Here is a 24,272-nt window from a genome sequence, read left to right as displayed (position 1 = left end):
CCGTGACCGACCGCCGTCGCAACTTCGTCATCCTGCTCATCGTGGGTCTGCTCCTCGGTGGGGCGATCGCCGTCATCACCACGAAGCAGACGGTCCTCGGACTGGACCTCGAGGGCGGCGTCGAGCTCGTCTACGAGGCGAAGCCGACCCCGCAGCAGCCGACGGTCGACACCCAGGCGCTCGATCGTGCGATCGACGTCATGCGCGACCGCGTCGACCAGCTCGGCGTCTCGGAGCCGGAGATCCAGCGCTCCGGCCGGAACCAGATCGCGGTCGGCCTGCCGAACGTCAAGAACGCCGACGACGCCCAGCGCCAGGTGGGCCGCGTCGCTCAGCTGTTCTTCTACGACTGGGAACCGAACGTCATCGGGAAGAACGGCAAACCCGACCCGACGAACGCCGAGGTCACGGGCGGGCCCAGCGCCGGCAACCCGGCTGCGGCCATGACGTTGTACGAGGCGGTCGAGGTCGCCTCGAAGCGGCCGGCCATCGAGGACGGCAACAACACGACGGACAACCCCGTCTTCTACTGGCTCAACGACAAGACCAAGAAGGCGTCGGGCCCGTTCGACACGCGCAAGGACGCGCAGGAGGAGCCGCACAAGGCCGACTCCCGCCTCGCCGAGGTCAAGCCGGGCACCACGATCGTCCGCGCCGAGCAGCCGGACGACATCCCCGAGTCCGAGAAGGGCGACGAGTGGTTCGTCCTCGCCGACAACGTCGCCCTGCGCGGCACGGACATCAAGAACCCGGAGCAGAACTTCGACCAGGGCGCCGGCGGCTCCGGCCAGCCGATCGTCACCTTCGAGTTCACCGACAAGGGCCGCAAGACGTGGGAGCAGGTCACCAAGGCGATCGCCCAGCGCGGCCAGTCGCAGCAGCTCCCCGGCGCGAGCCCGCAGGAGTCCGCGCAGCACTTCGCGATCGTGCTCGACAACGAGCTCATCTCGGTGCCGTTCATCGACTACGTCCAGAACCCGAACGGCATCGACGCGGCGAACGGCTCGCAGATCGAGGGCGGCTTCACGATCCAGTCCGCCCAGGACCTCGCGAACCTGCTGAAGACGGGCGCGCTGCCGGTGAAGCTCGAGCTGATCTCGCAGTCGCAGGTCTCCGCGACGCTCGGCCAGCAGTCGCTCGACCAGGGCCTGAAGGCGGGCCTCGCGGGCTTCGCGATCGTCGCCCTGTTCCTCCTGATCTTCTATCGCGTCCTCGGCGTCATCGCGGTGATCGGGCTGGTCCTCTACTCGATCTACTTCTACGCGCTGATCAAGCTCATCCCGATCACGCTCACGCTGCCGGGCATCGCGGGCCTGATCCTCACGATCGGCGTCGCCGCGGACGCGAACATCGTCATCTTCGAACGCGTCAAGGAGGAGGTGCGCGCGGGCAGATCGACCGTCGCGGGCATCGCCGCCGGCTACCGCAAGGGCCTGTCGGCGATCATCGACGCGAACGTCGTGACCGTCATGGTCGCGTTCATCCTCTTCGTGCTCGCGACCGCGGGCGTGAAGGGCTTCGCGTTCACCCTCGGCGTCGGCACGCTCGTCTCGCTCTTCACCGCGGTGCTCGCCACCCAGGCGGCGCTCGGCACGCTCGGGCGCACGAGCGTCCTGCGCCACCCGTCGGCGCTCGGCGCCGGCAAGCCGAAGCGCGAGTACCGCTTCGACTACATGGGCGCGTCGAAGTGGTTCTTCTCGATGTCGGGCATCATCCTGCTCATCGGGGCCTTCGCCATCTCGGGCAAGGGCATCCACTTCGGCATCGACTTCGAGTCGGGCACGCGGATCAAGGCCGCGGTCGAGCAGTCCGTCAACAGCGACGACGTGCGCAAGGCGGTCGATCAGCTCGGGCTCGGCGATGCCGAGATCCAGACGATCAACGACCCGCAGCTGGGCAAGAACGTCTTCCAGATCTCGACCGAGCAGCTCGCCCCGGACGAGGTCACGCGCGTCACGCGGGCGCTCGACGAGGACTTCGGCCTGGTCGGCGAGCCGAACACGCAGTCGATCGGCCCGACCTTCGGCCAGACGGTCGCCAGGAACGCGGTCATCGCGATCATCGCGTCGCTGCTCGTGATCAGCGTCTACATCGCGCTGCGCTTCGAGTGGAAGTACGCGGTGCCGGTGCTCATCGCGTTGATGCACGACATCCTGATCACGTCGGGCGTCTACGCCCTCGTCGGCCGGGAGGTGACGACGTCGACGGTCGCGGCGCTGCTGACCATCCTCGGCTACTCGCTGTACGACACGATCATCGTGTTCGACCGTGTGCGCGAGAACGTCCCGCGCATGCCGCGCGCGACGTTCAGCCAGATCCTCAACCGGTCGCTGTCGGAGGTCATCGTCCGCTCGCTGGCGACGTCGTTCTCGACGCTGCTGCCGGTGCTGTCGCTGATGCTCTTCGGCGGCGAGACGCTGCGCGACTTCGCGTTCGCGCTGCTCGTCGGCATCGCGTCCGGCACGTACTCGTCGGTGTTCATCGCGACCCCGGTGCTGGCGCACTGGAAGGAGCGCGAGCCGGTCTACCGCCGCCGCGTCGCCATGGTCAAGCGCGAGCACGGCGGCGTGGTCCCGGCGTACGCGGTCGCCGGCCCCGGCGGCGCGCCGGTGGACGTCGAGGTCGCCGAGCGCCGGCCCGGCCGCCGGATCACGGCCCCGGACCAGCAGGAGGTCTCGCGGTCCGAGTTCGACGAGATGGTCCGCGATCTCCACGTCGAGCCGCCGCCGTCCAGGACCGCCGTCCGCGAGCCCGAGGACACCTCGCGCGATCTGGACCCGTCCGAGGTCTACTTCAAGGACGACGACAACGGGGCCAAGCGGCGCGACAAGCAGCGCAAGCCGCGCAACCGCAAGCACGGGAGGAACCGGTAGTGGGCGCCTTCGCCTGGATCATGACCGGCCTCGCCCTGTGGCACTTCACGATCTTCCTGCCCGATCGCTGGTGGGCGGGGATCGTGGGCGCCTTCGTCGGCGCGCTCATCGGCTCGTTCCTCTTCGGCTACCTGATCAACGGGCTGTCCGTGCCGGGCAAGAACGACACCGAGCTGATCACCGCGCTCGAGGCGATCCCGGGCACGCTGCTCGGCCTCGCGGCCGTGTGGTTCATCGGCGTGCGCCAGGAGCGCGAGGCCGGCGAGCGCATCGACGCCTTCGGGCGTCCGCTCGACGCGTAGCGCCGCCGCTCGCCACCTTCGTCACGAAGGTGAGACGAACGTGCGGAGAGAGCGGGATGAAGCGGTCCTTCCGTCCGGGAGGTGGCCGACCATGCGGCGGTGACCCCCGGAGCCCCGACCCTGTTCGCGCCCGACGAGCTCGAGCGCGACGAGTCGCCACGTGCGGAGAAGCCGCGCGACCCCGCCCCGCCGGCTGAGACGCCAGCGGATCGCGCCGTCGCGGGTTCCTCGGCGCCGGCGACCCCGGGAGGGGAGGTCACACCCCCTTCACCACCGCGCCCCGTCGCTCGGCTGGAGGTGCCTCCGGTCGCGATGGCGGAGGTGTTCCGCCTGGAGCGTGAGCTCGGCGTCTCGCATGCGGTCGCGCAGGTCCTCGTGCGTCGAGGATTCGGCGATCCGGACGCCGCGCGGAAGTGGCTGGCCGCGGATGAGGCGCACGACGTCTCGCTGTTCGCCGGGATCGAGGTCCCGGTCGGGATCATCCTGCGCCACGTCGAGGCCGGCTCGCGGATCACGGTCCACGGCGACTACGACGTCGACGGCGTCTGCTCGACCGCGATCCTCGTCCGGGTCCTGCGCAAGCTGGGCGCCGTCGTCGACTGGTACCTGCCGAGCCGCCTCGAGGACGGCTACGGCCTGAACGCGAAGACGGTCGAGCGGCTGGCGGCGAAGGGCACGCAGCTGCTCGTCACCGCCGACTGCGCGATCACCGCGGTCGACGAGGTCGCGGCGGCCACGGCGCTCGGCATGGAGGTCGTGGTCACCGACCACCACACGCCGCGCGCCGACGGAGAGCTGCCCGACGCGCCGATCGTGCACCCCGCGCTCAACGGCTACCCGTGCCCGGAGCTGTGCGCCGCGGGCGTCGCGTACAAGCTGGCCGGGGCGCTGCTCGCTGCGGCCGGGCGCGACGCGGCGGAGGCGGACGAGGACGTGGATCTCGTCGCGCTCGCCACGGTCGCCGACGTCGTCGCGCTGCGCGGCGAGAACCGGCGCCTCGTGCGCGCGGGGCTCAAGACGCTGGGCGCGACGAAGAAGGTGGGCCTGCGAGCGCTCATGCGCGTCGGCAAGGTCGACCCGCTGCGGGTCGACTCGAGCGCGCTCGGCTTCCGGCTTGCCCCGCGGATCAACGCGGCCGGGAGGCTGCAGCGCGCCGACGCGGGGCTCGAGCTCATCCTCACCGAGGACGCCGACCGCGCCGCCGCGGTCGCCGACGAGCTCGACCGGGTCAACGCCGAGCGCCGCCTGACCGAGCAGCGGATCCTCTTCGCCGCCGAGGCGCAGGTGGCCGAGCAGGGCGATCAGCCGGCGTACGTGCTCGCGGGCGAGGACTGGCACCCAGGCGTCGTCGGCATCGTCGCCAGCCGGATCGCCGAGCGCTACTGCCGCCCGGCGGTGCTCATCGCGCTCGACCCGGAGACGGGGACGGGCACGGGGTCCGGGCGCAGCGTCGCCGGCTTCGACCTCCTCGGTGCGCTGAACGCCGGCGCCGAGCACCTGCTGCGCCACGGCGGCCACCGCGCCGCGGCCGGCCTCGAGATCGAGCGGGACCGGCTCGACGCCTTCCGCGACGCCTTCCGGGCGCACGCGGACGTCCACCTCACGCCGGAGCTCCGCGAGCCGGTCGAGCGCGTCGACGCGGTCGTCGCCGGCGACGAGCTCGGGATGGCGCTCGCCGAGGAGCTCGAGCTGCTCGCCCCGTTCGGCCAGGGCAATCCCGGCGTCAACCTCCTGCTCCCGGCCGCGACGCTCACCGATCCGCGCCCGATGGGGGAGAGCAAGCACGTCCGCTTCACCGTCGAGGCGGGCGGCACCAGGGCCCGCGCGGTCGCCTTCGGCACCGCCGGCAAGCTTCCATGCGACGCCGACGGCCCCGTCGACGCCACCTTCCGCCTCGAGCGCAACGAGTGGAACGGGGCCGTCGAACCGCGCCTCGTCCTCCGCTGCGCCAAGCCCGCCGCGCCCGCGGAGATCGAGGTCGTCGGCGACGCGCCCTGGCTCGACGCCGCGCTCGGCCATGCCGCGAAGGGAGACCTCTTCGCCCGCACCGCGGGGGAAGGTGCTCCGAAGGGGATCTTCGCCGGCACGGAGGGCTACGACGCGGCGGCGCGGGATCGCCGGGGCGGCGGCGTCGCCGGGACGATCCACGCGCTCGTCGCCAGCGGCGAGCCGGTCCTCGTCGTCTGCGCGCACGCCGCGCACCGGCGGGCGCATCTGGAGGGGCGGCTCGGCGGGTTCGCGCTCACGTCGCACGCCGCTCTCGCGCGCGATCCGCAGCTCGCGCGGGCGTACGCGCACGTCGTCTTCCTCGACCCGCCGCCCGGGCCGCCGGCGGTCGTCGCTGGACCGACGGTCCATCTTGCCTGGGGACCCGCGGAAGTAGAATGGACCGTGTCGATCCATGATCGGGAGCACGACCTTCGTGCCCCGCTCACCGCGATCTACCGGAGCCTCCGGGCGAGGGGGAGCGCGGCGGGCGAGGAGCTCGAGGCGGCGCTTCGCGAAGACGACCCGCGGCGGTCCCCGGCCCAGGCCGGGCGCGCGCTGGCCGTCCTCGAGGAGCTCGGTCTCGTCCACCTCGACCGGGAGCGGCAGGCCTTGACGGTGCCGCCGGCCGAGCGCACGTCGCTCGATCGATCGGCCGCCTTCCGGGCATGTACCGTGCAGGGTGAGGAAGGGCAGCGATTCCTGAGGACGCTCACATCGGCAACGGCTCCAACGGCGACGACGCCGACGGCAACGGCGGCCTGAAGACCCGCCGGTCGCCGGTCGACCGCGTCGAGCATCCGGAGCTCCACGCCACCGAGATCGAGCGGGCGGAGTTCACGCCGCTCGAGCGCCGCCTGCTCGCGGACCTCTTCGCGATCGTCGAGGAGCACGCCGAGGACTCGGTCGTCGAGATCGACAAGGCGCGCGTCGAGCAGGCGTTCCTCTTCTCCTGCGAGCACCACGCCGACCAGCGCCGCAAGTCCGGCGAGGAGTTCATCGTCCACCCGGTCGGCGTGGCGAAGATCTGCGCCGGCATGCGCCTCGACACCGAGACGCTCGTCGCCGCGCTCCTGCACGACACCGTCGAGGACACGAGCGCGACGCTCGACGAGGTCCGCGAGAGCTTCGGCGAGGAGGTCGCGAGCCTCGTCGACGGCGTCACCAAGCTCACCGGCATCACGTTCCAGTCCCGCGACGAGGCGCAGGCCGAGAACTACCGGAAGATGGTCGTCGCGATGGCCTCGGACATCCGGGTCATCCTCATCAAGCTCGCCGACCGGCTGCACAACATGCGGACGATCGGCGCGATGCCGAAGAACAAGCAGATCGACAAGGCGAAGGAGACGCTCGAGATCTTCGCCCCGATCGCGCACCGGCTCGGCATCCACGCGATCAAGTGGGAGCTCGAGGACCTCGCGTTCGCGACGCTGCACCCGCGCAAGTACCAGGAGATCAAGGGCCTGGTCAACCAGCAGCGCGAGGAGCGCGAGCGGTACGTCGCCAAGGCCGGCGAGTACCTGCGGCGCGAGCTCGAGGCGCTCGGCATCGAGGCCGAGATCTCCGGCCGCGCGAAGCACTTCTACTCCATCTACTCGAAGATGACCAAGAAGGGCCGCGAGTTCAACGAGATCTACGACCTCACGGCCATGCGGGTCATCGTCGGCTCGGTGAAGGACACGTACGGCGCGGTGGGCGTCATCCACTCGCTGTGGAAGCCGCTGCCGGGGCGCTTCAAGGACTTCATCGCGATGCCCAAGTTCAACATGTACCAGTCGTTGCACACGACGGTCATCGGGCCCGAGGGACTCCCGTTGGAGATCCAGATCCGCACGCGCGAGATGCACGACATGGCCGAGTTCGGCGTCGCCGCGCACTGGATCTACAAGCAGGGCGCGCCGCGCAAGGGCCAGGCCGGCGCGGAGGGCGAGGAGAAGCTCAAGTGGCTGCGCCACATGCTCGACTGGCAGCAGGACACCGCCGACCCGGCGGAGTTCATGGAGACGCTCAAGGTCGACCTCTTCGACGAGGAGGTCTTCGTCTTCACGCCGAAGGGCGAGGTGAAGTCGCTGGCCGCGGGCGCGACGCCGCTCGACTTCGCGTACGAGGTCCACACCGACGTCGGCCACCGCTGCGTGGGCGCGCGGGTGAACGGCAAGATCGTCCCGCTGCACTACGAGCTGCGATCCGGCGACATCGTCGAGATCCTCACCGCGAACCGCGAGCGCGGCCCGTCGCGCGACTGGCTCGCGCTGGTCAAGACGACGCGGGCGCGCAACAAGATCAAGGCCTGGTTCAAGGCCGAGTCGCGCGAGGACACCGAGCACACCGGCCGCGTCCTGCTGCAGGAGCACCTCAACAAGCGCGGGCTGCCGGCGCAGAAGATCTCCGGATCGCCGCTGCTGGCGGACGTCATCCGCGAGATGGGCTTCCGCAAGGCCGACGACTTCTACATCGCCCTCGGCGGCGCGAAGATCTCGCCGAAGGTCGTCGTCAACAAGGTTCTGCAGCGGCTCAAGCAGGGCGAGGCGGCGGAGGGCGAGCAGACGACGGTCGAGGACCTCGTCGCCACCCGGCGCGAGCGCCGCCAGCCGACCCGCTCCAACGGCGAGTACGGCATCCGCGTCGAGGGCGTCCACGACGTCATGCTGCGCCTGGCGAAGTGCTGCCACCCGGTGCCCGGGGACCAGATCACCGGCTACATCTCGCTCGGCCGCGGCATCACGATCCACCGCGACGACTGCCCGAACGTCGCCGTCCTGCGCAAGGACCCCGAGCGCTTCGTCGACGTCGCGTGGGAGGGCGGCCACGAGACGTCGTTCAAGGTCGAGATCGAGGTCGATGCCTACGACCGCACGCGGCTGCTCGAGGAGCTGTCGCGCACGTTCGCCGAGTCCGGGATCAACATCGTCGAGGCCCGCTGCGTCGTCTCGCCGCCGATGGTGAAGAACCGGTTCGTCGTCGAGGTCGGAGACACGCAGACGCTGAAGGCCACGATCACGCGCCTGCGCAACATCGACTCGGTCTTCGACGCCTACCGCGTCACGCCGACGGCCTAGGCACGCCGAGCGGGCCACCGATCGGGGCGGGCCGGCGCACCGCGTCCGGCAGCAGGCCCGCCGCGCGCACGAGCGCGACGCTGAAGCAGCCGACCTCCGCGCCGATGGCCGCGCCCACCAGCACGTCGAGCGGGAAGTGCGCGCCGAACGTGATGCGCGTCAGCGCGATCAGCGCGAGGTAGGCGAAGAGCGGCCACCGCAGGCGCCGGACGATCGCCGCCGCGGCGACCACCATCGCGGCCGTGACCATGAGGTGCCCGCTGGGGAAGCTCGGGAGCTCCGCCCACTCGCGGCCCACCGGCAGCTGGATCTCCGCGCCGAGCACCTCCTCGGGGCGCTCGCGGTCGAACAGGACCTGGAAGACCTCGAGCACGGCGTCGGCCGCGAAGGCGGCCAGGATCATGGCGAGGCACGTACCGGCCACGAAGCGTGCCCGCCGGAGCAGCACGACCGCGCCCAGGACCGCCAGCAACGCGAGCAGCGCGTAGTTGCGCGAGTGCGGATCGAGCGCGTCGTACAGCCACGGCGGCCCCTGGCCGAGCGCGTTGACCGAGAGGAAGACCCGCTCGTCGGTGGCCTGCAGCTGCGGCAGCGCCAGGCCCACGGCGATGACGGCGAGCATCCCCAGCACGAGCCGCGGGGCCCACTCCCGCACGACGTCCACGAGCGCGCCCGCGCCGGGCATCGGCGGGCCCGGCTCGCCGCGCACGATCTCGCGCAGCACGCGCAGCGCGTCGCCGACGGGCCGGAAGGAGCTCGACTCGCCGGCGTAGATCGTCGGGATCGGCACCCACGCCACGCGCAGGCCCGCTCCGACGAGCCGCTTGAGGTGCCGCGTCTCGGCCTCGAAGCCGCCGCCGCCGATCGGCGCGCGGCGCAGCGCCTCGGTCCGGAGCAGGCGCATGCCGTTCTGGCTGTCCGGCAGACGGCCTCGCAGTGCGCAGCTCAGCGCCGCGCTGGCCGCGGCGTTGGCGACCCGACGGGCGACGGGCATGCCGCCGCGACGGCGGTCGACCCGCTGCCCGACGACGACGTCGGCATGCCCGGCGGCGGCGACGAAGGCGGGGATCCGGTCCGGCGGGTGCTGGCCGTCGGCGTCGAGCGTGAGCACGGCACCGGGCGGATCGTCGCCGTCGACCAGGGTGCGGATGCCCGCCGCGAGCGCGTGGCCCTTGCCGTGGTTGCCGCCGAGCACGAGGTACGACACGCGCGGGTCGCGGGCGGCGAGCGCGCGGGCCGCGTCCGTGACCGCTGCCGGCGCGCCGTCGTCGACGACGAGCACGCGATCGACGTGCTCGAGCGTGCCGCAGACGACCTGCTCGAGCGCGCCGCCGTGGAGCACCGGGACGACGGCCGCGACGGAGCCGACCGGCCGCGCGGCGACGCCGGTGACCCGCGAGGGCTGCCGTTCGGGCGCCGCGGCGCTCCGCGCGCGGGCCAGCGGCACGAGGCCGGCCAGCGCGGCGCCGCCCTGGGCGAGGAGCGCGCGGTAGCCCGCGGTCGCCACCAGGCCGCCGGCCACCGGCAGCGCCGCCGTGGCCGACACGGCGCGCACGGAGAAGAAGACGCCGCTGTAGGTGCCGGCCTCGCCATCCGGGATGAACCGCGCGTAGTAGGGGAAGGCGAGCGCGGTGACGAGGCCCGCGCCGAGCGCGGCTGCGGCGAACGGGAGGGCGGCGGCCGCCAGCGTCGAGGCGGGCAGCGCGCAGACGAGCCCGCCGCCGAGCAGCGCCACGCCGCCGAGGAGCACCGGCCGTACGTGGTCATCGCGCACGCGCGTGGCGACCAGCATGCCGGCGCCGGTGAAGAGGCCGAAGGCGGCGAGCACCGCACCCGCGACCGCGGCGCCGATGCCGAGGACGTGCTCGGCGTAGAGGACCATGAACGGCGTGAGCGCGGCGTAGGCGAACACCCACAGGGCCTGCGCGAGCAGGATCTCGCGCGCGCCCGGAGTGCGCGCGGCGGCCAGGAGCGCGCGTGGCCCTGCGGCCTCCACGCGCCGGCTGGCCCGCGGGGCCGGCTCCCGCACCATGCGCAGCGCGACCGTGGGAACGGTGAGGACGGCGATCGCCGCCGCGGTGGCGCCGAACAGCAGGCTGGGCGCCGCATCGACGAGCGCGCCGCCGGCGACCGTGCCGACGAGGGCGCCGAGGAGCATCGCGAGCTCCTGCGCGCCGACGATGCGCGGCCGGTCGTCGTCGGCGAAGCGCTCCGCCACCAGCGCGCGGTGCGCCGTGGCGGCGGCGTTGAGGCCGACGTAGACGGTGGCGGCGGCGAGCGCGAGGACGAGGTACGAGCTCGCGGTCCCGAGCGCGATCGCCACGAGGCCGCCGGCGCTGACGGCCGCACCCCCCGCGATGAAGGTGCTCCTCCGCCGGACCCGGTCGCTCCACACGCCGGTGGCAAGCGGGATGGCGAAACCGGCGGCCGCGTTGACGAGCATCACGGCGCCGATGAGGCCCGGCCGGTGCGCGATCCGGTCGAGGAGCACCGGCACGTAGGCCGTGGTCAGGGCGCGCGCCATCCCAAGGCCGACCGCGGCGGCGCAGAACGCGACGAGGAAGGCGGGGGCGCGCTTCGTCACGGCGCCACCACGTTCAGGTGGCCCGGCAGCGCTGTCACTGAGGCCGTCGTGACGCCGAGCGGCTGCGCATCGGCCACGAGCGGCTGGCGCGAGCGGACCTCGGCGTGCCCGCCGCGCACCCAGCGCACGCCGGGGGCGTCGAGGTGGCGTCCGGCGTGCGCGGCGCGCGCCGTGCGCACCACCGTCCGCCGGTTGGCGGCGGGCAGGACGATCGCCTCGAGCAGCCCGTCGTCGACCCGGGCCGCGGGGTCGACGTGGAAGCCGAACGCGAACCAGGGCAGGTTGGCCAGGAAGAGCTGCGCGGCCGGGCCGCAGGCGAGCGGCACGCCGTCGACGTGGACGTCGAAGACGAAGGGCCGGTAGGCCGCGAGCTCACGGAGGAACGCCCGCGCGCCGGCGACCAGCGCCGCCGAGTTCTCCGCGGCGTAGCGGTGGCGGGCGGCGGCGTGGAAGCCGGCGCTGACCGCCTCGAGCGCGACGAGGCGCGTCGCCGGCGTCTCGACGGCCAGGGCGTCGACCGGCCGGGCGGCGCCCGTCACCGCCAGTGCCGCCGCGGCGGCACGGCCGGCCGGGATCCCGAGCGCGCGTGCGATGTTGTTCGCTCTCCCCGCCGGCAGCAGCGCCACCTCGGGCAGCGGAGGGGAGAGGTTCGCGAACGCGTGGAGCGTCCCGTCGCCGCCGATCAGCACCACGCGCCCGCGGCCGCCGGTCGCGGCCACGGCGGCGGCGAGCTCGCCGAGGTCCTGCGTCACCGCACCGCGCGCCGGGAAGCCGTGCTCGCCGATCAGCGCGAGGGTTCCCTCGAGCGTCCCGTCGGCGTCACCGATGCCGCTCGCCCGACCGTTGACGATGACGTGGATCGCCGCGGTGGAGCCGGTGGCGCTGGACAGCATGCGAGCTTCTTCTCGTCGGGCCTCGCTCAGCCGACCGTACTCCCGGCCGACTTGCGATCGCAACCCGGCGGGTCGGCTATCACCCGCCTCTGCAGGTTCCTCCGGCGAGACCCCGGGTACCCTCACTCCAGACGTGCCGGCGGCGGCCGCACCGCCGGGGGAGTGATGAACGAGCTGGTGCACAACCTCGTGGCGCTCGACCGCGCCATCATGGAGTCGACGTCCGCCTTGCGGTGGTCGCCGATCACGTGGCTGTTCGTGCTTGCGTCCGCGTGGTGGGTCAAGGGCCCGCTGTTCGTCGCCGTGGGCCTGGTTCGCGACCTGCAGCGCCGGATGGTCCCGCTGACCGCGCTCGCGGTCACCGCTGCGTTCGCGGCCGGCGACAGGCTGTCGGGGCTGATCAAGGACGCGGTTGGGCGGGCGCGTCCGCCGATCGACGATCGCCATCTCCACGCCCTCGTCCCGCTGCCGGCGTCGCCGTCGTTCCCGTCCGGCCACGCCACGACCGCGTTCGCGGCAGCCTGCGTCGTCGCCGTGCTCGTGCCGCGCCTGCGCTGGCCCGCGCTCGGGCTGGCTGCGCTCGTCGCGATCTCGCGCGTCTACCTCGGCGTGCACTTCACGTTCGACGTGATCACCGGCGCGCTTCTCGGCTCGCTCGTCGGCACGGCCATCGGCCTCGTGGCGCTGCGCCTGCGCCGGCTCCTCCCGGAGCCCCCGGACGCGGCCGCCGCGGCGTAGCGCCCGAACGCGGCGCGGACTGCGGGGATCCTGCGCGCGCCTCGTCGCGGCCTGGCACGCTTCGCCGCCGATGCGCCGGTTCTCCGTCCGTCTCGCCGCGCTGCTCGCGGTCGCGCTGCCGCTCGCCGCACCCACGATCGCCGGGGCGGCGTCGCCCGTCCCGCTGCCCCGTCTCGACGTCGCGCACGACGGCGACGGCCCCGCGGTGGTCGACGCGCTGGGGCGGCAGGTCGTCCTGCGCACGATCAACGTCAACCAGCTCGGCGACTACTTCCAGGCGGATCCGAAGCAGCCGACGACGTTCCCGCTGAGCGACGACGACTTCGCGCGGATCGCGGCGCTCGGCTTCAACTCGGTGCGGCTCGTGCTGAGCTGGTCGGCGCTCGAGCCCACGAAGGGCGCGTTCGACGCCGCGTACGTCGCGCGGATCCGCACCGCGGTCGCGCAGGCGAAGGCGCACGGGCTCTACGTCGTGCTCGACATGCACCAGGACGCGTGGGGGAAGTTCATCGCGACGAAGCCGGGGGAGGCGTGCCCGCCCGGCCTCGCGCCCGCCGTCGGGTGGGACGGGGCGCCGGAGTGGGCGACGCTGACCGACGGCATGACGACGTGCCGGGCCGCGGACACGCGCGAGCTGTCGCCTGCGGTCGCGCAGGCGTTCCAGTCGTTCTACCTCGACCGCGACGGGATCCAGTCGGCGCTCATCGCGACCTGGGGCCGGCTGGCGGAGACGTTCGCCCGCGACGACGCGATCGCCGGCTACGACCTGCTGAACGAGCCGCATCCCGGCTTCTTCATCGGCCCGGACCAGAGCGCCGCGCTCGGCCGCTTCTACGCCGCCGCGATCGCGGCGATCCGCGCCGGCGAGCAGCGCGCCGGTGCCCAGCCGCACCTCGCGTTCTTCGAGCCGAGCGTCCTGTGGTCGGGCTTCGCCGCCGACGCCGTCCCGCCGCCGGGCTTCACGAGCGACGAGCGGATCGTCTTCGCGCCGCACCTCTACGCCGAGTCGATCACCGTCGATCGCAAGCTCGGGATCTCGAGCGTCAGCATCGAGCAGGGCTTCGACCTCGCCGAACGGACCGCGGCCGCCTACGACGCGCCGGTGTGGGTCGGCGAGTGGGGCTGGTTCGGCGACCCGGCGAAGGACCGCCCGCAGACCGAGCGCTTCGCCAAGCAGGAGGACGAGCGCCTGCTCGCCGGCAGCGCCTTCTGGGTCTGGCGGCAGGCGTGCGGCGACCCGCACACCGTCGGCTACAACGGCGCCGCCGGCGCGCTCAACCGGCTCCAGTGCCCCGGCGACGCGCCGCTCGGGCTCGCGACGCCGACCGTCGAGGTGCTCTCGCGGGCCTACCCGCGCGCCGCGCCCGGCCGGCTGACCGCGCTGGAGAGCGCCGGCGCCGCGTTCACGGTCAAGGGTGCGGATCTGGCCGGCGCCAAGAGCTGCGAGCTGACCGTGTGGGCCCCCGGCGACCGCGAGCCCGACCTCGCCGGGACGAACGTCGCGTCGCTCGAGACCCTCCGCGTGCCCGGCGGCTGGATCGTCCGCGGCTGCGCGACGAAGGAGTACGAGCTGCGCGGCGGGCCCGGAACGGCGAAGCCGGCGACGGCGAAAGCATGCCGGTCCAAGCGCGTGATCCGCATGACCGCCCGCGGCGCCACGAAGGTCCGCGCCCGGACGACGGCCGGAAGGCTGAGGATCCGCGGCCGCAAGGTCATCCTCGACCTCCGCGGCGTGAACAAGCGGCGCGTCGTCGTGACGATCACCTCCCGCCGCGGGGCGAAGCGGCTCACGGAGCGCCGCGTCTTCCGCACCTGCACCCCCCGGCGGTGAACCGGGGGCGGGCCGGCGGACAACCGCAGTCGGGTGTGTGGGGCGCCGGAGCGACGTTGCGGCTCGCGGTCCGGAGACTGCGCGCATGACGACGACCGCCCCCTCCAAGACCATCTACGACCGCATCGGCGGCAAGGACGCCGTGGCCGCCGCGGTCGATGGCCTGTACGACCGGATCCTCGCCGACCCGGCGCTGAACCAGTGGTTCATCAAGACCGACATGCGCAAGCAGAAGGCGCACATGCGCGCGTTCGTCGCCGTCGCGCTCGGCGGGCCGGAGATCTACAAGGGCCGCGACATGGGCGCCGCGCACGCCGGGCTCGGCATCACGAACGACGCGTTCGACCGCGTCGTCGGCCACCTCGTGGACACGCTGACGAGCCTCGGGCTCGACACCGAGACGATCGCCACGATCGGCGGCGCGCTCGCGCCGCTGCGCGGCGTGGTCGTCAGCTGACGACCGTCAGGGCGCCCGGGACCACCGAGAACTCGACCTCGGTGTAGTCGCCGACCCAGTCGCCGTCGACCTCGAGCGGCACCGGGCGCCCGTCCGACGACCGCGCGCGAACCACCGTCGAGCCGTTGAACCCGGTCACCTGGCGGTGGTCCACGACGCGCCGGCGCGACGAGAACAGCCGCCACGCGATCGTCGGCACGTCGACCGGCGTCGCGCGGTGCAGCATCACGCCGCCGAGGTCGCCGCTCGACAGCGACACGCCCTCGGCCACGTGCAGCGGCCGGGTGTTGAAGTAAGTGAACGGATCGCCGTTCTGGACGATCGCGCAGATCCCGCTCAGCGTCCGGCCGTCGGCCGCCTCCAGCTCGACCTTCGGCGGGTTGACGAGGTAGTGGCGCAAGAACGTACGCACCGCCGACCACGTGAAGTACCACTCGCCGTACTTGTGCTTGCGTGCGGGGTTGAGGTCGACGGACTTGACGACCGACGCGTCCAGCCCGTAGCCCGAGGAGAACGTGAAGAACCGGTCGTTCACGCGCGCGAGGTCGACCCGCCGCGGCTGGAAGTCGTCGGCGATGCGCAGCAGGTGCTCGGTCGCGTCGACGATCTCGCCGGGGATCCCGAGCATCTTGCAGAAGACGTTCGTCGCCCCGCCGGGGAGGTGGGTGAGCGGGACGCCGCTGCCGGCGAGCCCGTTCGCCGCCTCGTTCAGCGTGCCGTCGCCGCCGAAGGCGACGACCAGGTCGTAGCCCTCGCGCGCGGCCTCGCGCGTGAGCTCGGTCGCATGCCCCTGGCGCTGCGTGTCGAACGCTGTGACCTCGTACCGCGACCCGAGCGCGTGGACGACCAGGTGGCGCAGCCGGTCCGACACCGTGGTGGCGTACGGGTTGACGATGACGAGCATGCGCCGCTTCTCGACGCCGTCGGCCAGCCCGAAGGTGTCCCCGAGACGTTCGAGGAGGTCGGCGGCGGGCGGAGAGGAGGACGCGGACACGAGAGAGGGCTACACCGCGGGACGCGGCGCGTTTCAATGATGATCATGCAACCGGACCGCATGCGGCGCTTCTGGGACGAGCGCGCCCGCGAGGACGCCCTCCACTTCGTCGACAGCCGCGAGCCGTACCGGGCCGCCGACGCCGACCGCTTCTGGCGTCGCGGCGAGGAGGACCTGGACACGCTGCTCGAGGTCGTCGGCGCGCCGCCGATCGGCGAGGACGACCACGTGCTGGACATCGGCTGCGGCGTCGGACGGCTCACGAGGGCGCTCGCCGCCCGCGCCGGCCACGTCACGGGCCTCGACGTCTCGCCCGAGATGCTGCGCCGCGCCGCCGAGCTCAACCCGAACCTGACGAACGTCACGTGGGTCGCCGGCGACGGCAGCACGCTCGCTCCCGTCCCCGACGAGTCCGTCGACGTCGTCGTCAGCCACGTCGTGTTCCAGCACATCCCCAGCGCCCGCGTGCAGCTGGGCTACGTCGAGGAGATCGGCCGCGTCCTCAAGCCGGGCGGCTGGGCCGCGTTCGGCCTCAGCACCGACCCGCACGTCCACCAGCCGCGTCACAGCCGCCGCGACGCGCTGCGCTCGCTCGTCGGGGCGACCCCGCGCGGCCGCGACCAGCCGGAGTGGCTCGGGGCGTTCGTGCCGCTCGACGCGCTGGGCGCCACGGCGCTGCAGGCGGGCCTCGAGCTGCCGCGGATCGAGGGCGCGAACACGCAGTTCACGCTCGTCCACGCGGTGAAGCCGGCCTAGATGAAGCCGCGCTTGCGGAAGTAGGCGACCATCCCGACGAGGGCGGCCACCATCGCGCCGATGATGATCCAGAACGCGGTGGTCCCGTCCTTGCCGGGCACGTGGACGTTCATGCCCCAGATCGACGCGATCAGCGTCAGCGGCAGCAGCATCACGCTGAACACCGTCAGGACGCGCAGCACGTCGTTCGTGCGGTGCGAGAGCTCCGACTCGTTCGTCGACTCGAGGCCCTCGACGACCTCCTTGAAGTTCTCGAGCATGTCCCAGATCCGCTCGGACGCGTCGTTGACGTCGTCGAAGTAGATCTCGAGGTTCTCGGGGATGTAGCGCTTCGTCCGCTCGAGGTCCTTCAGCGCCGAGCGCTGCGGCCGGACGATCTTGCGGAAGTTGATGATCTCCTGCTTGGCGTCGGAGATCGTGCGCACGACCTCGCGCGACCGGCCCTCGAAGATCTCGTCCTCTATGCGATCGAGCTTGTTGCCCATCTTCGCGAGCATCGGGAACGAGGCGTCGACGCAGTCGTCGACGATCTTGTAGAGCAGGTAGCCGGCGCCCTTGCCGAACAGGTTCTCGCGCAGGTCGACGTCGTTCTCCGCGCGGGTGAAGAGGTACTCGAGCGGCTGGATCGGCTCGTTCGGCAGCGTGACGACGAAGTCCGGCCCGACGAAGACATCCAGCTCGGCCGCGTTGAGCCGCCCGATCTTCTTGTCGTAGCGCGGGAAGTGCAGGACGACGAAGAGGTAGTCGTCGTACTCGTCGACCTTCGGCCGCTGGTTGCGGCTGAAGACGTCCTCGTAGTCGAGGGGATGGAAGTCGAAGTGCTCCTCGAGCCAGCCGCGGTCGACGGCGCGCGGGCGCTCGATGTTCACCCAGCGCAGGCCGGAGGCCTCGAGGACCTCGACGTCGGGGGTCTCAGGCTCGGCCGGGCGAGCGACGCCGTTGGCGCGCGTCCGAGCCGACCGGCGCAGTGGGCGGGGCAGGCTGGGCATTCGGACTTCGCGGCTCGTCGGACGGCATCGTTGGTCTCCGGTGGTGATTCTACCCCTGCCGTCTTGTACCCTTCCCGGCTGAACACATCCAGAGGGGTGGAGGGACTGGCCCATTGAAGCCCCCGCAACCAACTGCCGTCCGGAGACAAGGACGGCGGGAACGGTGCGAATTCCTGTAGATGTGGCGGTGACTGCCAGAGGTCTCGCCACGGAAAGCGAGAGCGGAGATGGCAGCAGAGGCCTTGCGGTGCAAGGAGTGTCGGACCGAGTACCCCCTGGACGCGCGGTACGTCTGCGAGCGGTGCTTCGGCCCCCTCGAGGTCGCCTACGACCACAGCCGGCTCGCCGGCGACCCCGGCGGACTGCGCCGGCGGATCCAGGGCGGCCCGCAGAACATCTGGCGCTACGCCGACTTCCTCCCGCTCGAGGCGCCGCCCGGCCCCTCGGTGCGGTCGTCGTCGCGGCTCGGCCTGCCGGCCGGCTGCACGCCGCTGATCAAGGCCGACCGCCTGGCCGAGCGCCTCGGCCTCGGCGAGGTCTGGATCAAGAACGACGCCCACAACCCCACGCACTCGTTCAAGGACCGCGTGGTGTCGGTGGCCGTCGCCCGCGCCCGCGAGCTCGGCTACGAGGTCATCGCGTGCGCCTCGACCGGCAACCTGGCGAACTCGGTCGCCGCCCACGGCGCGGCGCTCGGCCTGGAGTCCTACGTCTTCATCCCGTCCGACCTCGAGGAGCAGAAGGTCCTCGCGACGGGCGTGTACGGGACGAACCTCGTCAAGGTCCGCGGCAACTACGACGACGTGAACCGCCTCTGCACCGAGCTGTCGGGCGAGCGCGACTGGGCCTTCGTCAACGTGAACATGCGGCCGTACTACGCCGAGGGCTCGAAGACCCTCGCGTTCGAGGTCGCCGAGCAGCTCGGCTGGACGATCCCCGACCGCGTGGTCGCGCCGATCGCGTCGGGCTCGCTCTTCACGAAGATCTCCCGCGGCTTCGAGGAGTGGCGCGAGCTCGGCCTGCTCGAGGGCGAGCTGCCGACGATGAACGGCGCGCAGGCCGAGGGCTGCTCGCCCGTCGCGCAGGCCTTCGCGGCCGGCACCGACGTCTGCCGCCCGGTCAAGCCGGACACGATCGCCAAGTCGCTCGCGATCGGGAACCCGGCCGACGGGCCGTACGCCGTCGAGCTCGCCCGCAAGACGGGCGGCGGCGTCGACTCGGTCACCGACGACGAGATCCGCGCCGGCATCCGGCTGCTCGCCGAGACGACGGGCATCTTCACCGAGACCGCGGGCGGCGTCACGACTGCGACGCTGGCCAAGCTCGCCGAGCGCGGCGACATCGGCCGCGACGAGCGCGTCGTCGTGTTCATCACCGGCGAGGGCCTCAAGACGCTCGACGCAGTGCGCGGCACGTTCGAGGCGCACACGATCGACGCCAGCTACGACGCGTTCGAGCGCGAGTTCGCGGGGGTGGCCTGAGCCATGGCGGTGACGGTCAAGATCCCGCCGCAGCTGCGGTCGGCGACCAACGGCGACGGAACGCTGTCGGCCGACGGGTCGACGATCGGCGAGGTGCTCGACGCGCTGTACGAGCGGCACGGCGAGCTGCGCGACCGCGTCGCGGGCGACGACGGCGCCTTGCGCCGCTTCGTGAACGTCTACGTGGACGGCGAGGACATCCGGTTCCTCGACGGCCTCGAGACGGCGGTCCCCGAGGGGGCCGAAGTGCAGATCTTGCCGGCCGTCGCCGGCGGGTAGCCTCGTCGGCGTGGCCCTCCGGGTCTTCCACGCCGACGACAGCTCGCAGTACCGGTTCCTCGTCCGCGAGACGCTCGCGGACGAGGACGTCGAGGTCGTCGGCGAGGCCGGCTACGTCGACGAGCTGCTCGACGGCGTGCGCGCGACGCAGCCCGACGTCGTGTTGCTCGACCGGCTCGGCGGGCCGGAGGTCATCGACGCGGTGCGCGCTGCGGCGCCGGCCGCCCGGATCATCGTGCTGACCGGGCGCAAGCCCGAGGACGGCGGCGCCGACTTCATCGGCCGCGCCGATGCGTACGTCCTGAAGGGCGCCGAGCTGGACGAGCTGCGGCGCGTCGTGCGTGGCTGAGCTCGAGACCTACCGCAAGAAGCGCCGGAAGGGCGCGACGCCGGAGCCGATCCCGGACGAGATCGCCGGCGGTGAGGACCGGCGCCGGTTCGTGATCCAGGAGCACAGCGCCACGCGGCTGCACTGGGACCTGCGCCTGGAGCGCGAGGGCGTGCTCGTCTCGTTCGCGATCCCCAACGCGCTGCCGACCACGCCGGGCGTCAACCGCATCGCGGTGAACACCGAGGACCACCCGCTCGAGTACCTCGACTTCCACGGTGAGATCCCGAAGGGCGAGTACGGCGCCGGGACGATGACGATCTGGGACCACGGCACCTACGAGGAGCTCAAGTGGGAGCCGGGCAAGAAGATCGAGATCGCACTGCACGGCGAGGAGGGGCTCGCCGTCGGGCGCTACGCGCTCTTCCCAATTGGGCCCGATCCGAAGGACTGGATGATCCACCGGATGGACCCGCCCGCGGACCCGGACCGCGAGCCGATCCCCGACCGCATCGTCCCGATGCTCGCCACGCTCGGCCCGCTGCCGAAGGAGGACGGCCGGTGGGCGTACGAGATCAAGTGGGACGGCGTGCGCGCGATCGCGTACTCCGAGCCGGGCCGGCTGCGCTTCGAGTCGCGCAACCTCAACGACATCACGGTCTCCTATCCCGAGCTGACGCGGCTGAACCGGGCGCTGCACCACCACGAGGCGGTGCTCGACGGGGAGATCGTCGCGTTCGACCCGCAGGGCAAGCCGAGCTTCGGCCTGCTCCAGCGGCGCATGCACGTCACGGGCGACAGCGCGGCGCGGCGGCTGGCGAAGACGATCCCGGTCGTCTACGTGATCTTCGACCTGCTGTGGCTCGACGGGCACTCGCTCATGGGGCTGCCGTACGAGGAGCGGCGGGCGCGCCTGCGTGAGCTCGACCTGCACGGCGCGCACTGGCAGGTGCCCGAGCACGTCGTGGGCGAGGGCACGGCGATGCTGGCCGCCTCGGAGGCGCAGGGGCTCGAGGGCGTGATGGCCAAGCGGCTCGACTGCCCGTACGAGCCGGGGCGCCGGTCGCGCGGCTGGATCAAGGTCAAGAACAAGCAGCGGGGCGAGTTCACGATCGTCGGATGGCTGCCGGGCGAGGGTCGGCGCCTGTCGCGCCTCGGCGCCCTGCTGGTCGCCGAGGACGGGCGGTACGTCGGGCGGGTCGGCAGCGGGTTCGACGAGGCCGAGCTCGACCGGGTGCTCTCGCTGCTCAAGGCGTGCCCGGCGGGCGAAGCGCCGGTGTCGAACCCGAAGGCGGCGCCGAAGGAGGCGCAGTGGGTCGTCCCGCGGTACCGCGTGTCCGTCGAGTACGGCGAGTGGACGAACGAGAAGATGCTGCGCCACCCGGTGTACAAGGGGCTCGTGGACTCGTCGCCCCCGCACGAGCACCCGGAGCTCGAGCCGCTCATGACCGTCGAGGGCCACGAGCTCAAGCTCTCCAACCTCGACAAGGCCCTCTACCCGGCGGTCGGGTTCACGAAGGGCGACGTGATCGACTACTACCGGCGGATCGCGCCGGTGCTGCTGCCGCACCTGCAGGGGCGGATGCTGACGCTGAAGCGGTACCCGAACGGCGTCGACGGCCAGTTCTTCTACGAGAAGAACTGCCCCTCGCACCGTCCGCCGTGGGTGCAGACGATCCCGGTGCAGATGTCGTCGAAGAAGATCGAGTTCTGCCTGTGCGAGGACGTGCCGACCCTGATGTGGCTGGCGAACCTCGCCGACCTCGAGCTCCACACGTCGCTGGCCTATGGACAGACGCCGCTCGAGCCGACGCTGCTGGCGTTCGACCTCGACCCGGGCGCGCCGGCGACGATCGTCGAGTGCTGCCGCGTCGGGCTCTGGCTGCAGGGGATGTTCTCCCGGCTCGGGATCGAGTGCTTCGCGAAGACTTCGGGGTCGAAGGGGCTGCAGGTGTACGTGCCGCTCAACGAGCCGGGCGCGGTGTACGAGGGGCCGGGCGGGACGAAGACGTTCGCGAAGGCAATCGCGGAGCTGCTCGAGCAGGCCGAGCCGGAGCTGGTCGTCTCGCGGATGACGAAGTCGCTGCGGCCGGGCAAGGTGCTCGTCGACTGGTCGCAGAACGACGACGCCAAGACGACGGTGAACGTCTACTCGCTGCGGGCGAAGGACCGGCCGACGGTGTCGACGCCGGTCACGTGGGACGAAGTCCGCGCCTGCCATGAGGCCGAGGACCCGGACCTGCTGGTCTTCGATGCCGAGCAGGTGCTGGCGCGGGTCGAGGCCGATGGCGACCTGTTCGCGCCGGTGCTGTCGCTGCGCCAGACGCTGCCGTCGCTCTGAGTGATCGTCCAGGTGCGGTTCCGCGCGAGCGTCGTCCGCGCCGCGCGCGGCGACCGCGGCCCGTCCTCGGTGAGCGCCGAGGTGAAGGTGACCGCGTCCGGCTCGCCGTCCGCGCGGACGGTGCGCTTCTCGACGTCGAGCCGGTAGGCGAGCAGCGTCCCGCGGTAGCGCCCGACGGCGGGGCGCCCGCAGGCGAGGATCGCGTCGCGTCCGCCCGCCGCCGCGATCGCGTGCTCGAGGTCTTGTGCAAGACGGGCCTGGTAGGAGAGCCGTGGGCCGAGATCGGCGATGTCCGCGAGGCGGGGGAGAGCGGCGACCAACGCGATGGCCGCGGCGATCGCGACGGCGCGCGGCTCGAGACGGGTGATCGCCCCTGCGCCCGCGACGGCGACCAGCGCAGCGCCCGGCATCAGGTAGCGCTCCTCTCCGCTGAAGCCCGCCTGGCTCATCGCGGCGACGAGCAGGATCCAGGCGACGCCGCCCAGCGCGAGTCTCGCCGCTCGTCCACGGGCGGCGAGGGCGGCGAGCGCGGCCGGGACGAAGACGACGGTCAGCGCGGTCGCGAGCGTCGCCAGCGCGGGGACGTCAGCGGTTGCCGGCTGGCCGGGGTTCGGGATCCGCGCGCGGGCGCCCGACCGCAGGAGCTCCCCGCTCCCGAGCCACTCGGGGAGGAACCACGCCAGCGGGACCGCGACGGAGAGCGCGACGATCGCCGGGCGGAGGTTCCGTTCGTGACGCAGGAGCCAGAGCGAGTAGAGGGCGAGGAACGGCCAGGTCTCCGGCCGCAGAAGCGCCGCGAGCGCGGCGAGGGCGAGCGCCTGGCCGTGCCGCTCGTCGAGCGCGCGGAGGAAGGCGGCGAGGACGAGCGCGACCAGGAGCGGCTCGCTGTCGCCGACTGCCGCGTGCCGGACGAAGCCGGCGGTGAGAAGGACCGCAGCGGCCGCGAAGACGCCCGCGGCCGTCGAGCCGGCGAGCTTCCTCGCCGTCACGAACGCGAGGACGACGGCCGCGATCGCTCCCGCTCTCGCGACCGCGAGCCACAGGTCCGGCGCAAGGTCCCCCATCGGCGCCAGGAGGGCGGTGATGGCGACGGGAAGCGGCTTCCAGGCCGGTCCGTCGACGGTGCTGAGCGTCCCGTCCCAGACCTCGCGGCCCCAGATCAGCCACGCCCAGGCGTCGTAGCCGGGGGCCGCGGGAACGAGGAGGGCGGCGAGCAGCGTGGTGGCCGCGACGAGGAGGGCGGTCCGCACGGCTCGTCAATGTACGGTGCACTCAACCTTGGCTGGGCACGTGCCGATGCCAGTGGTCGTATGCGTCCGTTCCGCCCCGCCGCCATCGCGCTCTCCCTCGTCGCGCTCCTCGCGCTCTCCCTCACCCCTGCGCTGGCGAAGCCGAAGAAGAAGCCTGCGAAGGCCAAGACCCCGACCACGACACAGCTCCTCTCGAAGGTGAAGATCGGCATCGCCGATCAGAAGCCCGAGGTGTTCTCCGATCCGCTCTTCCAGACGATGGGCATGAAGTACGCCCGCCGCTCGGTCGGCTGGGACACCATGCAGTACGACTGGCAGATCAAGGACGTCGACGACTGGCTCAACGCCGCGCGCGCCGCGGGCGTCACGCCGCTCATCACCTTCGCCAAGTCGCGCATCGCCGAGCGCCGGCGCTACCTCCCGACGGTCGCCGAGTACCGCGCCGCCTTCGTCGCGTTCCGCCAGCGCTGGCCCTGGGTCCGCGAGTACGCCGCGACGAACGAGTCGAACCACCCGGCCGAGATGGGCGGCAGGGACCCCAAGCGCGCGGTGCAGTACTGGCGCGCGATGCAGTCCGCCTGCCCGCAGTGCAAGGTCGCGGCGGCGACGCTCCTCGACTACGAGCCGACGCTGATCAAGTGGACGAAGGCCTTCGTCAAGGCCGCCGGCAAGAAGCAGCCGAAGTACTGGGCGCTGCACAACTACGTGTCGGCGAACAGGTTCAACGACAAGCTGACCAAGCAGCTGCTGAAGGTCGTCAAGAAGGGCGAGATCTGGATCACGGAGGTCGGCGGGGTCGTCTACCGCAAGCCGGCTCCGGGCCGCGTGAAGCTCGCCGAGGGCGTCACGCACCAGACCAAGGTCACGCAGTACGTGCTCTCGAAGATGCTGCGCACGTCGCCGCGCATCAAGCGGATCTACCTGTACCACTGGAACAGCGAGGTCGGCGACACGACCTGGGACTCCGGGCTGATCGACAAGAACGGCAAGCCGCGCCCGTCGCTGAAGGTCGTCGAGAAGGCGCTCGGCAAGGGCGTCCTGCCGAAGGCGGCGCCGGGCAAGCCGACGAAGGTCGGCCCGGCGACCGGCACGCTGCCGGGCCGCTAGCGGTCGGGGTTCCGAGGGGCGCGG

General features: G+C 72.3%; 17 protein-coding genes and 1 riboswitch. Of the genes, 13 read left to right on the top strand and 4 right to left on the bottom strand.

The features are described from left to right. The first annotated feature begins 2 nt into the window (after nt 1–2). The 4 genes from secD (at nt 3) to AC1UE4_RS06240 (ending at nt 8,220) form a co-directional block, all read left to right on the top strand. Nucleotides 3–2,873 (top strand): protein translocase subunit SecD, encoded by a 2,871-nt coding sequence (gene secD / locus AC1UE4_RS06255; RefSeq protein ID WP_482916358.1) that lies wholly within the window; start codon nt 3–5, stop codon nt 2,871–2,873. Then, nucleotides 2,873–3,175 carry a hypothetical protein gene (locus tag AC1UE4_RS06250; protein ID WP_482916357.1) on the top strand — a complete coding sequence of 101 codons (303 nt, stop codon included), beginning with the start codon at nt 2,873–2,875 and terminating at the stop codon, nt 3,173–3,175. The genes secD and AC1UE4_RS06250 overlap by 1 nt, the downstream gene beginning before the upstream one ends. A 312-nt stretch (nt 3,176–3,487) precedes the next feature. Then, the gene (gene recJ, locus AC1UE4_RS06245; protein ID WP_482916356.1) at nt 3,488–5,926 is read left to right on the top strand and encodes a single-stranded-DNA-specific exonuclease RecJ; all 2,439 of its coding nucleotides are present in this window, start codon (nt 3,488–3,490) and stop codon (nt 5,924–5,926) included. After that, on the top strand, nt 5,860–8,220 hold the full coding sequence (locus AC1UE4_RS06240; protein ID WP_482918211.1) for a RelA/SpoT family protein: 2,361 nt from the start codon (nt 5,860–5,862) through the stop codon (nt 8,218–8,220). The genes recJ and AC1UE4_RS06240 overlap by 67 nt, the downstream gene beginning before the upstream one ends. Here the strand turns inward: AC1UE4_RS06240 and AC1UE4_RS06235 are convergent. After that, nucleotides 8,204–10,804 carry an MFS transporter gene (locus AC1UE4_RS06235; protein ID WP_482916355.1) on the bottom strand — a complete coding sequence of 867 codons (2,601 nt, stop codon included), beginning with the start codon at nt 10,802–10,804 and terminating at the stop codon, nt 8,204–8,206. The two genes, AC1UE4_RS06240 and AC1UE4_RS06235, sit on opposite strands and share 17 nt — an antisense overlap. Beyond that, on the bottom strand, nt 10,801–11,697 hold the full coding sequence (locus tag AC1UE4_RS06230; RefSeq protein WP_482916354.1) for a diacylglycerol/lipid kinase family protein: 897 nt from the start codon (nt 11,695–11,697) through the stop codon (nt 10,801–10,803). The genes AC1UE4_RS06235 and AC1UE4_RS06230 overlap by 4 nt, the downstream gene beginning before the upstream one ends. A 165-nt stretch (nt 11,698–11,862) precedes the next feature. Here AC1UE4_RS06230 and AC1UE4_RS06225 point away from each other — a divergent pair, with 165 nt between their 5' ends. The 3 genes from AC1UE4_RS06225 (at nt 11,863) to AC1UE4_RS06215 (ending at nt 14,723) form a co-directional block, all read left to right on the top strand. Continuing rightward, nucleotides 11,863–12,435 (top strand): phosphatase PAP2 family protein, encoded by a 573-nt coding sequence (locus tag AC1UE4_RS06225; RefSeq protein WP_482916353.1) that lies wholly within the window; start codon nt 11,863–11,865, stop codon nt 12,433–12,435. A gap of 70 nt (nt 12,436–12,505) precedes the next feature. After that, on the top strand, nt 12,506–14,266 hold the full coding sequence (locus AC1UE4_RS06220) for a glycoside hydrolase family 5 protein (RefSeq protein ID WP_482916352.1): 1,761 nt from the start codon (nt 12,506–12,508) through the stop codon (nt 14,264–14,266). Nucleotides 14,267–14,351: 85 nt separating this feature from the next. Further along, nucleotides 14,352–14,723 (top strand): group I truncated hemoglobin, encoded by a 372-nt coding sequence (locus AC1UE4_RS06215; protein ID WP_482916351.1) that lies wholly within the window; start codon nt 14,352–14,354, stop codon nt 14,721–14,723. Here AC1UE4_RS06215 and AC1UE4_RS06210 read toward each other — a convergent pair. Then, nucleotides 14,716–15,717, bottom strand: coding sequence for a diacylglycerol/lipid kinase family protein (locus AC1UE4_RS06210; protein WP_482916350.1), 1,002 nt, complete (start codon nt 15,715–15,717; stop codon nt 14,716–14,718). The genes AC1UE4_RS06215 and AC1UE4_RS06210 overlap by 8 nt on opposite strands. Before the next feature lie 45 nt (nt 15,718–15,762). Here AC1UE4_RS06210 and AC1UE4_RS06205 point away from each other — a divergent pair, with 45 nt between their 5' ends. After that, nucleotides 15,763–16,473 (top strand): class I SAM-dependent methyltransferase, encoded by a 711-nt coding sequence (locus AC1UE4_RS06205; RefSeq protein WP_482916349.1) that lies wholly within the window; start codon nt 15,763–15,765, stop codon nt 16,471–16,473. Here AC1UE4_RS06205 and AC1UE4_RS06200 read toward each other — a convergent pair. Then, nucleotides 16,470–17,462 carry a magnesium transporter CorA family protein gene (locus AC1UE4_RS06200; protein ID WP_482916348.1) on the bottom strand — a complete coding sequence of 331 codons (993 nt, stop codon included), beginning with the start codon at nt 17,460–17,462 and terminating at the stop codon, nt 16,470–16,472. The two genes, AC1UE4_RS06205 and AC1UE4_RS06200, sit on opposite strands and share 4 nt — an antisense overlap. An 81-nt stretch (nt 17,463–17,543) precedes the next feature. Further along, a riboswitch (SAM riboswitch) is annotated at nt 17,544–17,648 on the top strand. Nucleotides 17,649–17,689: 41 nt separating this feature from the next. Here AC1UE4_RS06200 and thrC point away from each other — a divergent pair. The 5 genes from thrC to AC1UE4_RS06175 all read left to right on the top strand — a co-directional run bounded on the left by thrC (nt 17,690) and on the right by AC1UE4_RS06175 (nt 24,248). After that, nucleotides 17,690–18,943, top strand: a complete 1,254-nt coding sequence (thrC, locus tag AC1UE4_RS06195; protein ID WP_482916347.1) for a threonine synthase — start codon at nt 17,690–17,692, stop codon at nt 18,941–18,943. Between the two features lie 3 nt (nt 18,944–18,946). Then, nucleotides 18,947–19,222, top strand: a complete 276-nt coding sequence (locus tag AC1UE4_RS06190) for a ubiquitin-like small modifier protein 1 (RefSeq protein ID WP_482916346.1) — start codon at nt 18,947–18,949, stop codon at nt 19,220–19,222. Nucleotides 19,223–19,232: 10 nt separating this feature from the next. Further along, nucleotides 19,233–19,571, top strand: coding sequence for a response regulator (locus tag AC1UE4_RS06185; RefSeq protein WP_482916345.1), 339 nt, complete (start codon nt 19,233–19,235; stop codon nt 19,569–19,571). Beyond that, nucleotides 19,564–21,891, top strand: a complete 2,328-nt coding sequence (gene ligD, locus AC1UE4_RS06180; protein ID WP_482916344.1) for a DNA ligase D — start codon at nt 19,564–19,566, stop codon at nt 21,889–21,891. Before AC1UE4_RS06185 ends, ligD begins: the two co-directional genes overlap by 8 nt. Nucleotides 21,892–23,201: 1,310 nt before the next feature. Then, nucleotides 23,202–24,248, top strand: coding sequence for a glycosyl hydrolase (locus AC1UE4_RS06175; RefSeq protein WP_482916343.1), 1,047 nt, complete (start codon nt 23,202–23,204; stop codon nt 24,246–24,248). Nucleotides 24,249–24,272 lie beyond the last annotated feature (24 nt).

The sequence above is a fragment of the Parviterribacter kavangonensis genome, from assembly GCF_056863335.1.
The sequence above is the reverse complement of the archived record's forward strand: the minus strand, read 5'-3'. Positions and strand labels throughout refer to the sequence as shown.

Coding starts and splice junctions, on each gene's coding strand:
- recJ (WP_482916356.1), top strand. CDS start 3,488: ATGGCGGAGGTGTTCCGCCTGGAGCGTGAGCTCGGCGTCTCGCATGCG.
- AC1UE4_RS06230 (WP_482916354.1), bottom strand. CDS start 11,697: ATGCTGTCCAGCGCCACCGGCTCCACCGCGGCGATCCACGTCATCGTC.
- AC1UE4_RS06225 (WP_482916353.1), top strand. CDS start 11,863: ATGAACGAGCTGGTGCACAACCTCGTGGCGCTCGACCGCGCCATCATG.
- AC1UE4_RS06220 (WP_482916352.1), top strand. CDS start 12,506: ATGCGCCGGTTCTCCGTCCGTCTCGCCGCGCTGCTCGCGGTCGCGCTG.
- AC1UE4_RS06215 (WP_482916351.1), top strand. CDS start 14,352: ATGACGACGACCGCCCCCTCCAAGACCATCTACGACCGCATCGGCGGC.
- AC1UE4_RS06205 (WP_482916349.1), top strand. CDS start 15,763: ATGCAACCGGACCGCATGCGGCGCTTCTGGGACGAGCGCGCCCGCGAG.
- AC1UE4_RS06200 (WP_482916348.1), bottom strand. CDS start 17,462: ATGCCCAGCCTGCCCCGCCCACTGCGCCGGTCGGCTCGGACGCGCGCC.
- thrC (WP_482916347.1), top strand. CDS start 17,690: ATGGCAGCAGAGGCCTTGCGGTGCAAGGAGTGTCGGACCGAGTACCCC.
- AC1UE4_RS06190 (WP_482916346.1), top strand. CDS start 18,947: ATGGCGGTGACGGTCAAGATCCCGCCGCAGCTGCGGTCGGCGACCAAC.
- AC1UE4_RS06175 (WP_482916343.1), top strand. CDS start 23,202: ATGCGTCCGTTCCGCCCCGCCGCCATCGCGCTCTCCCTCGTCGCGCTC.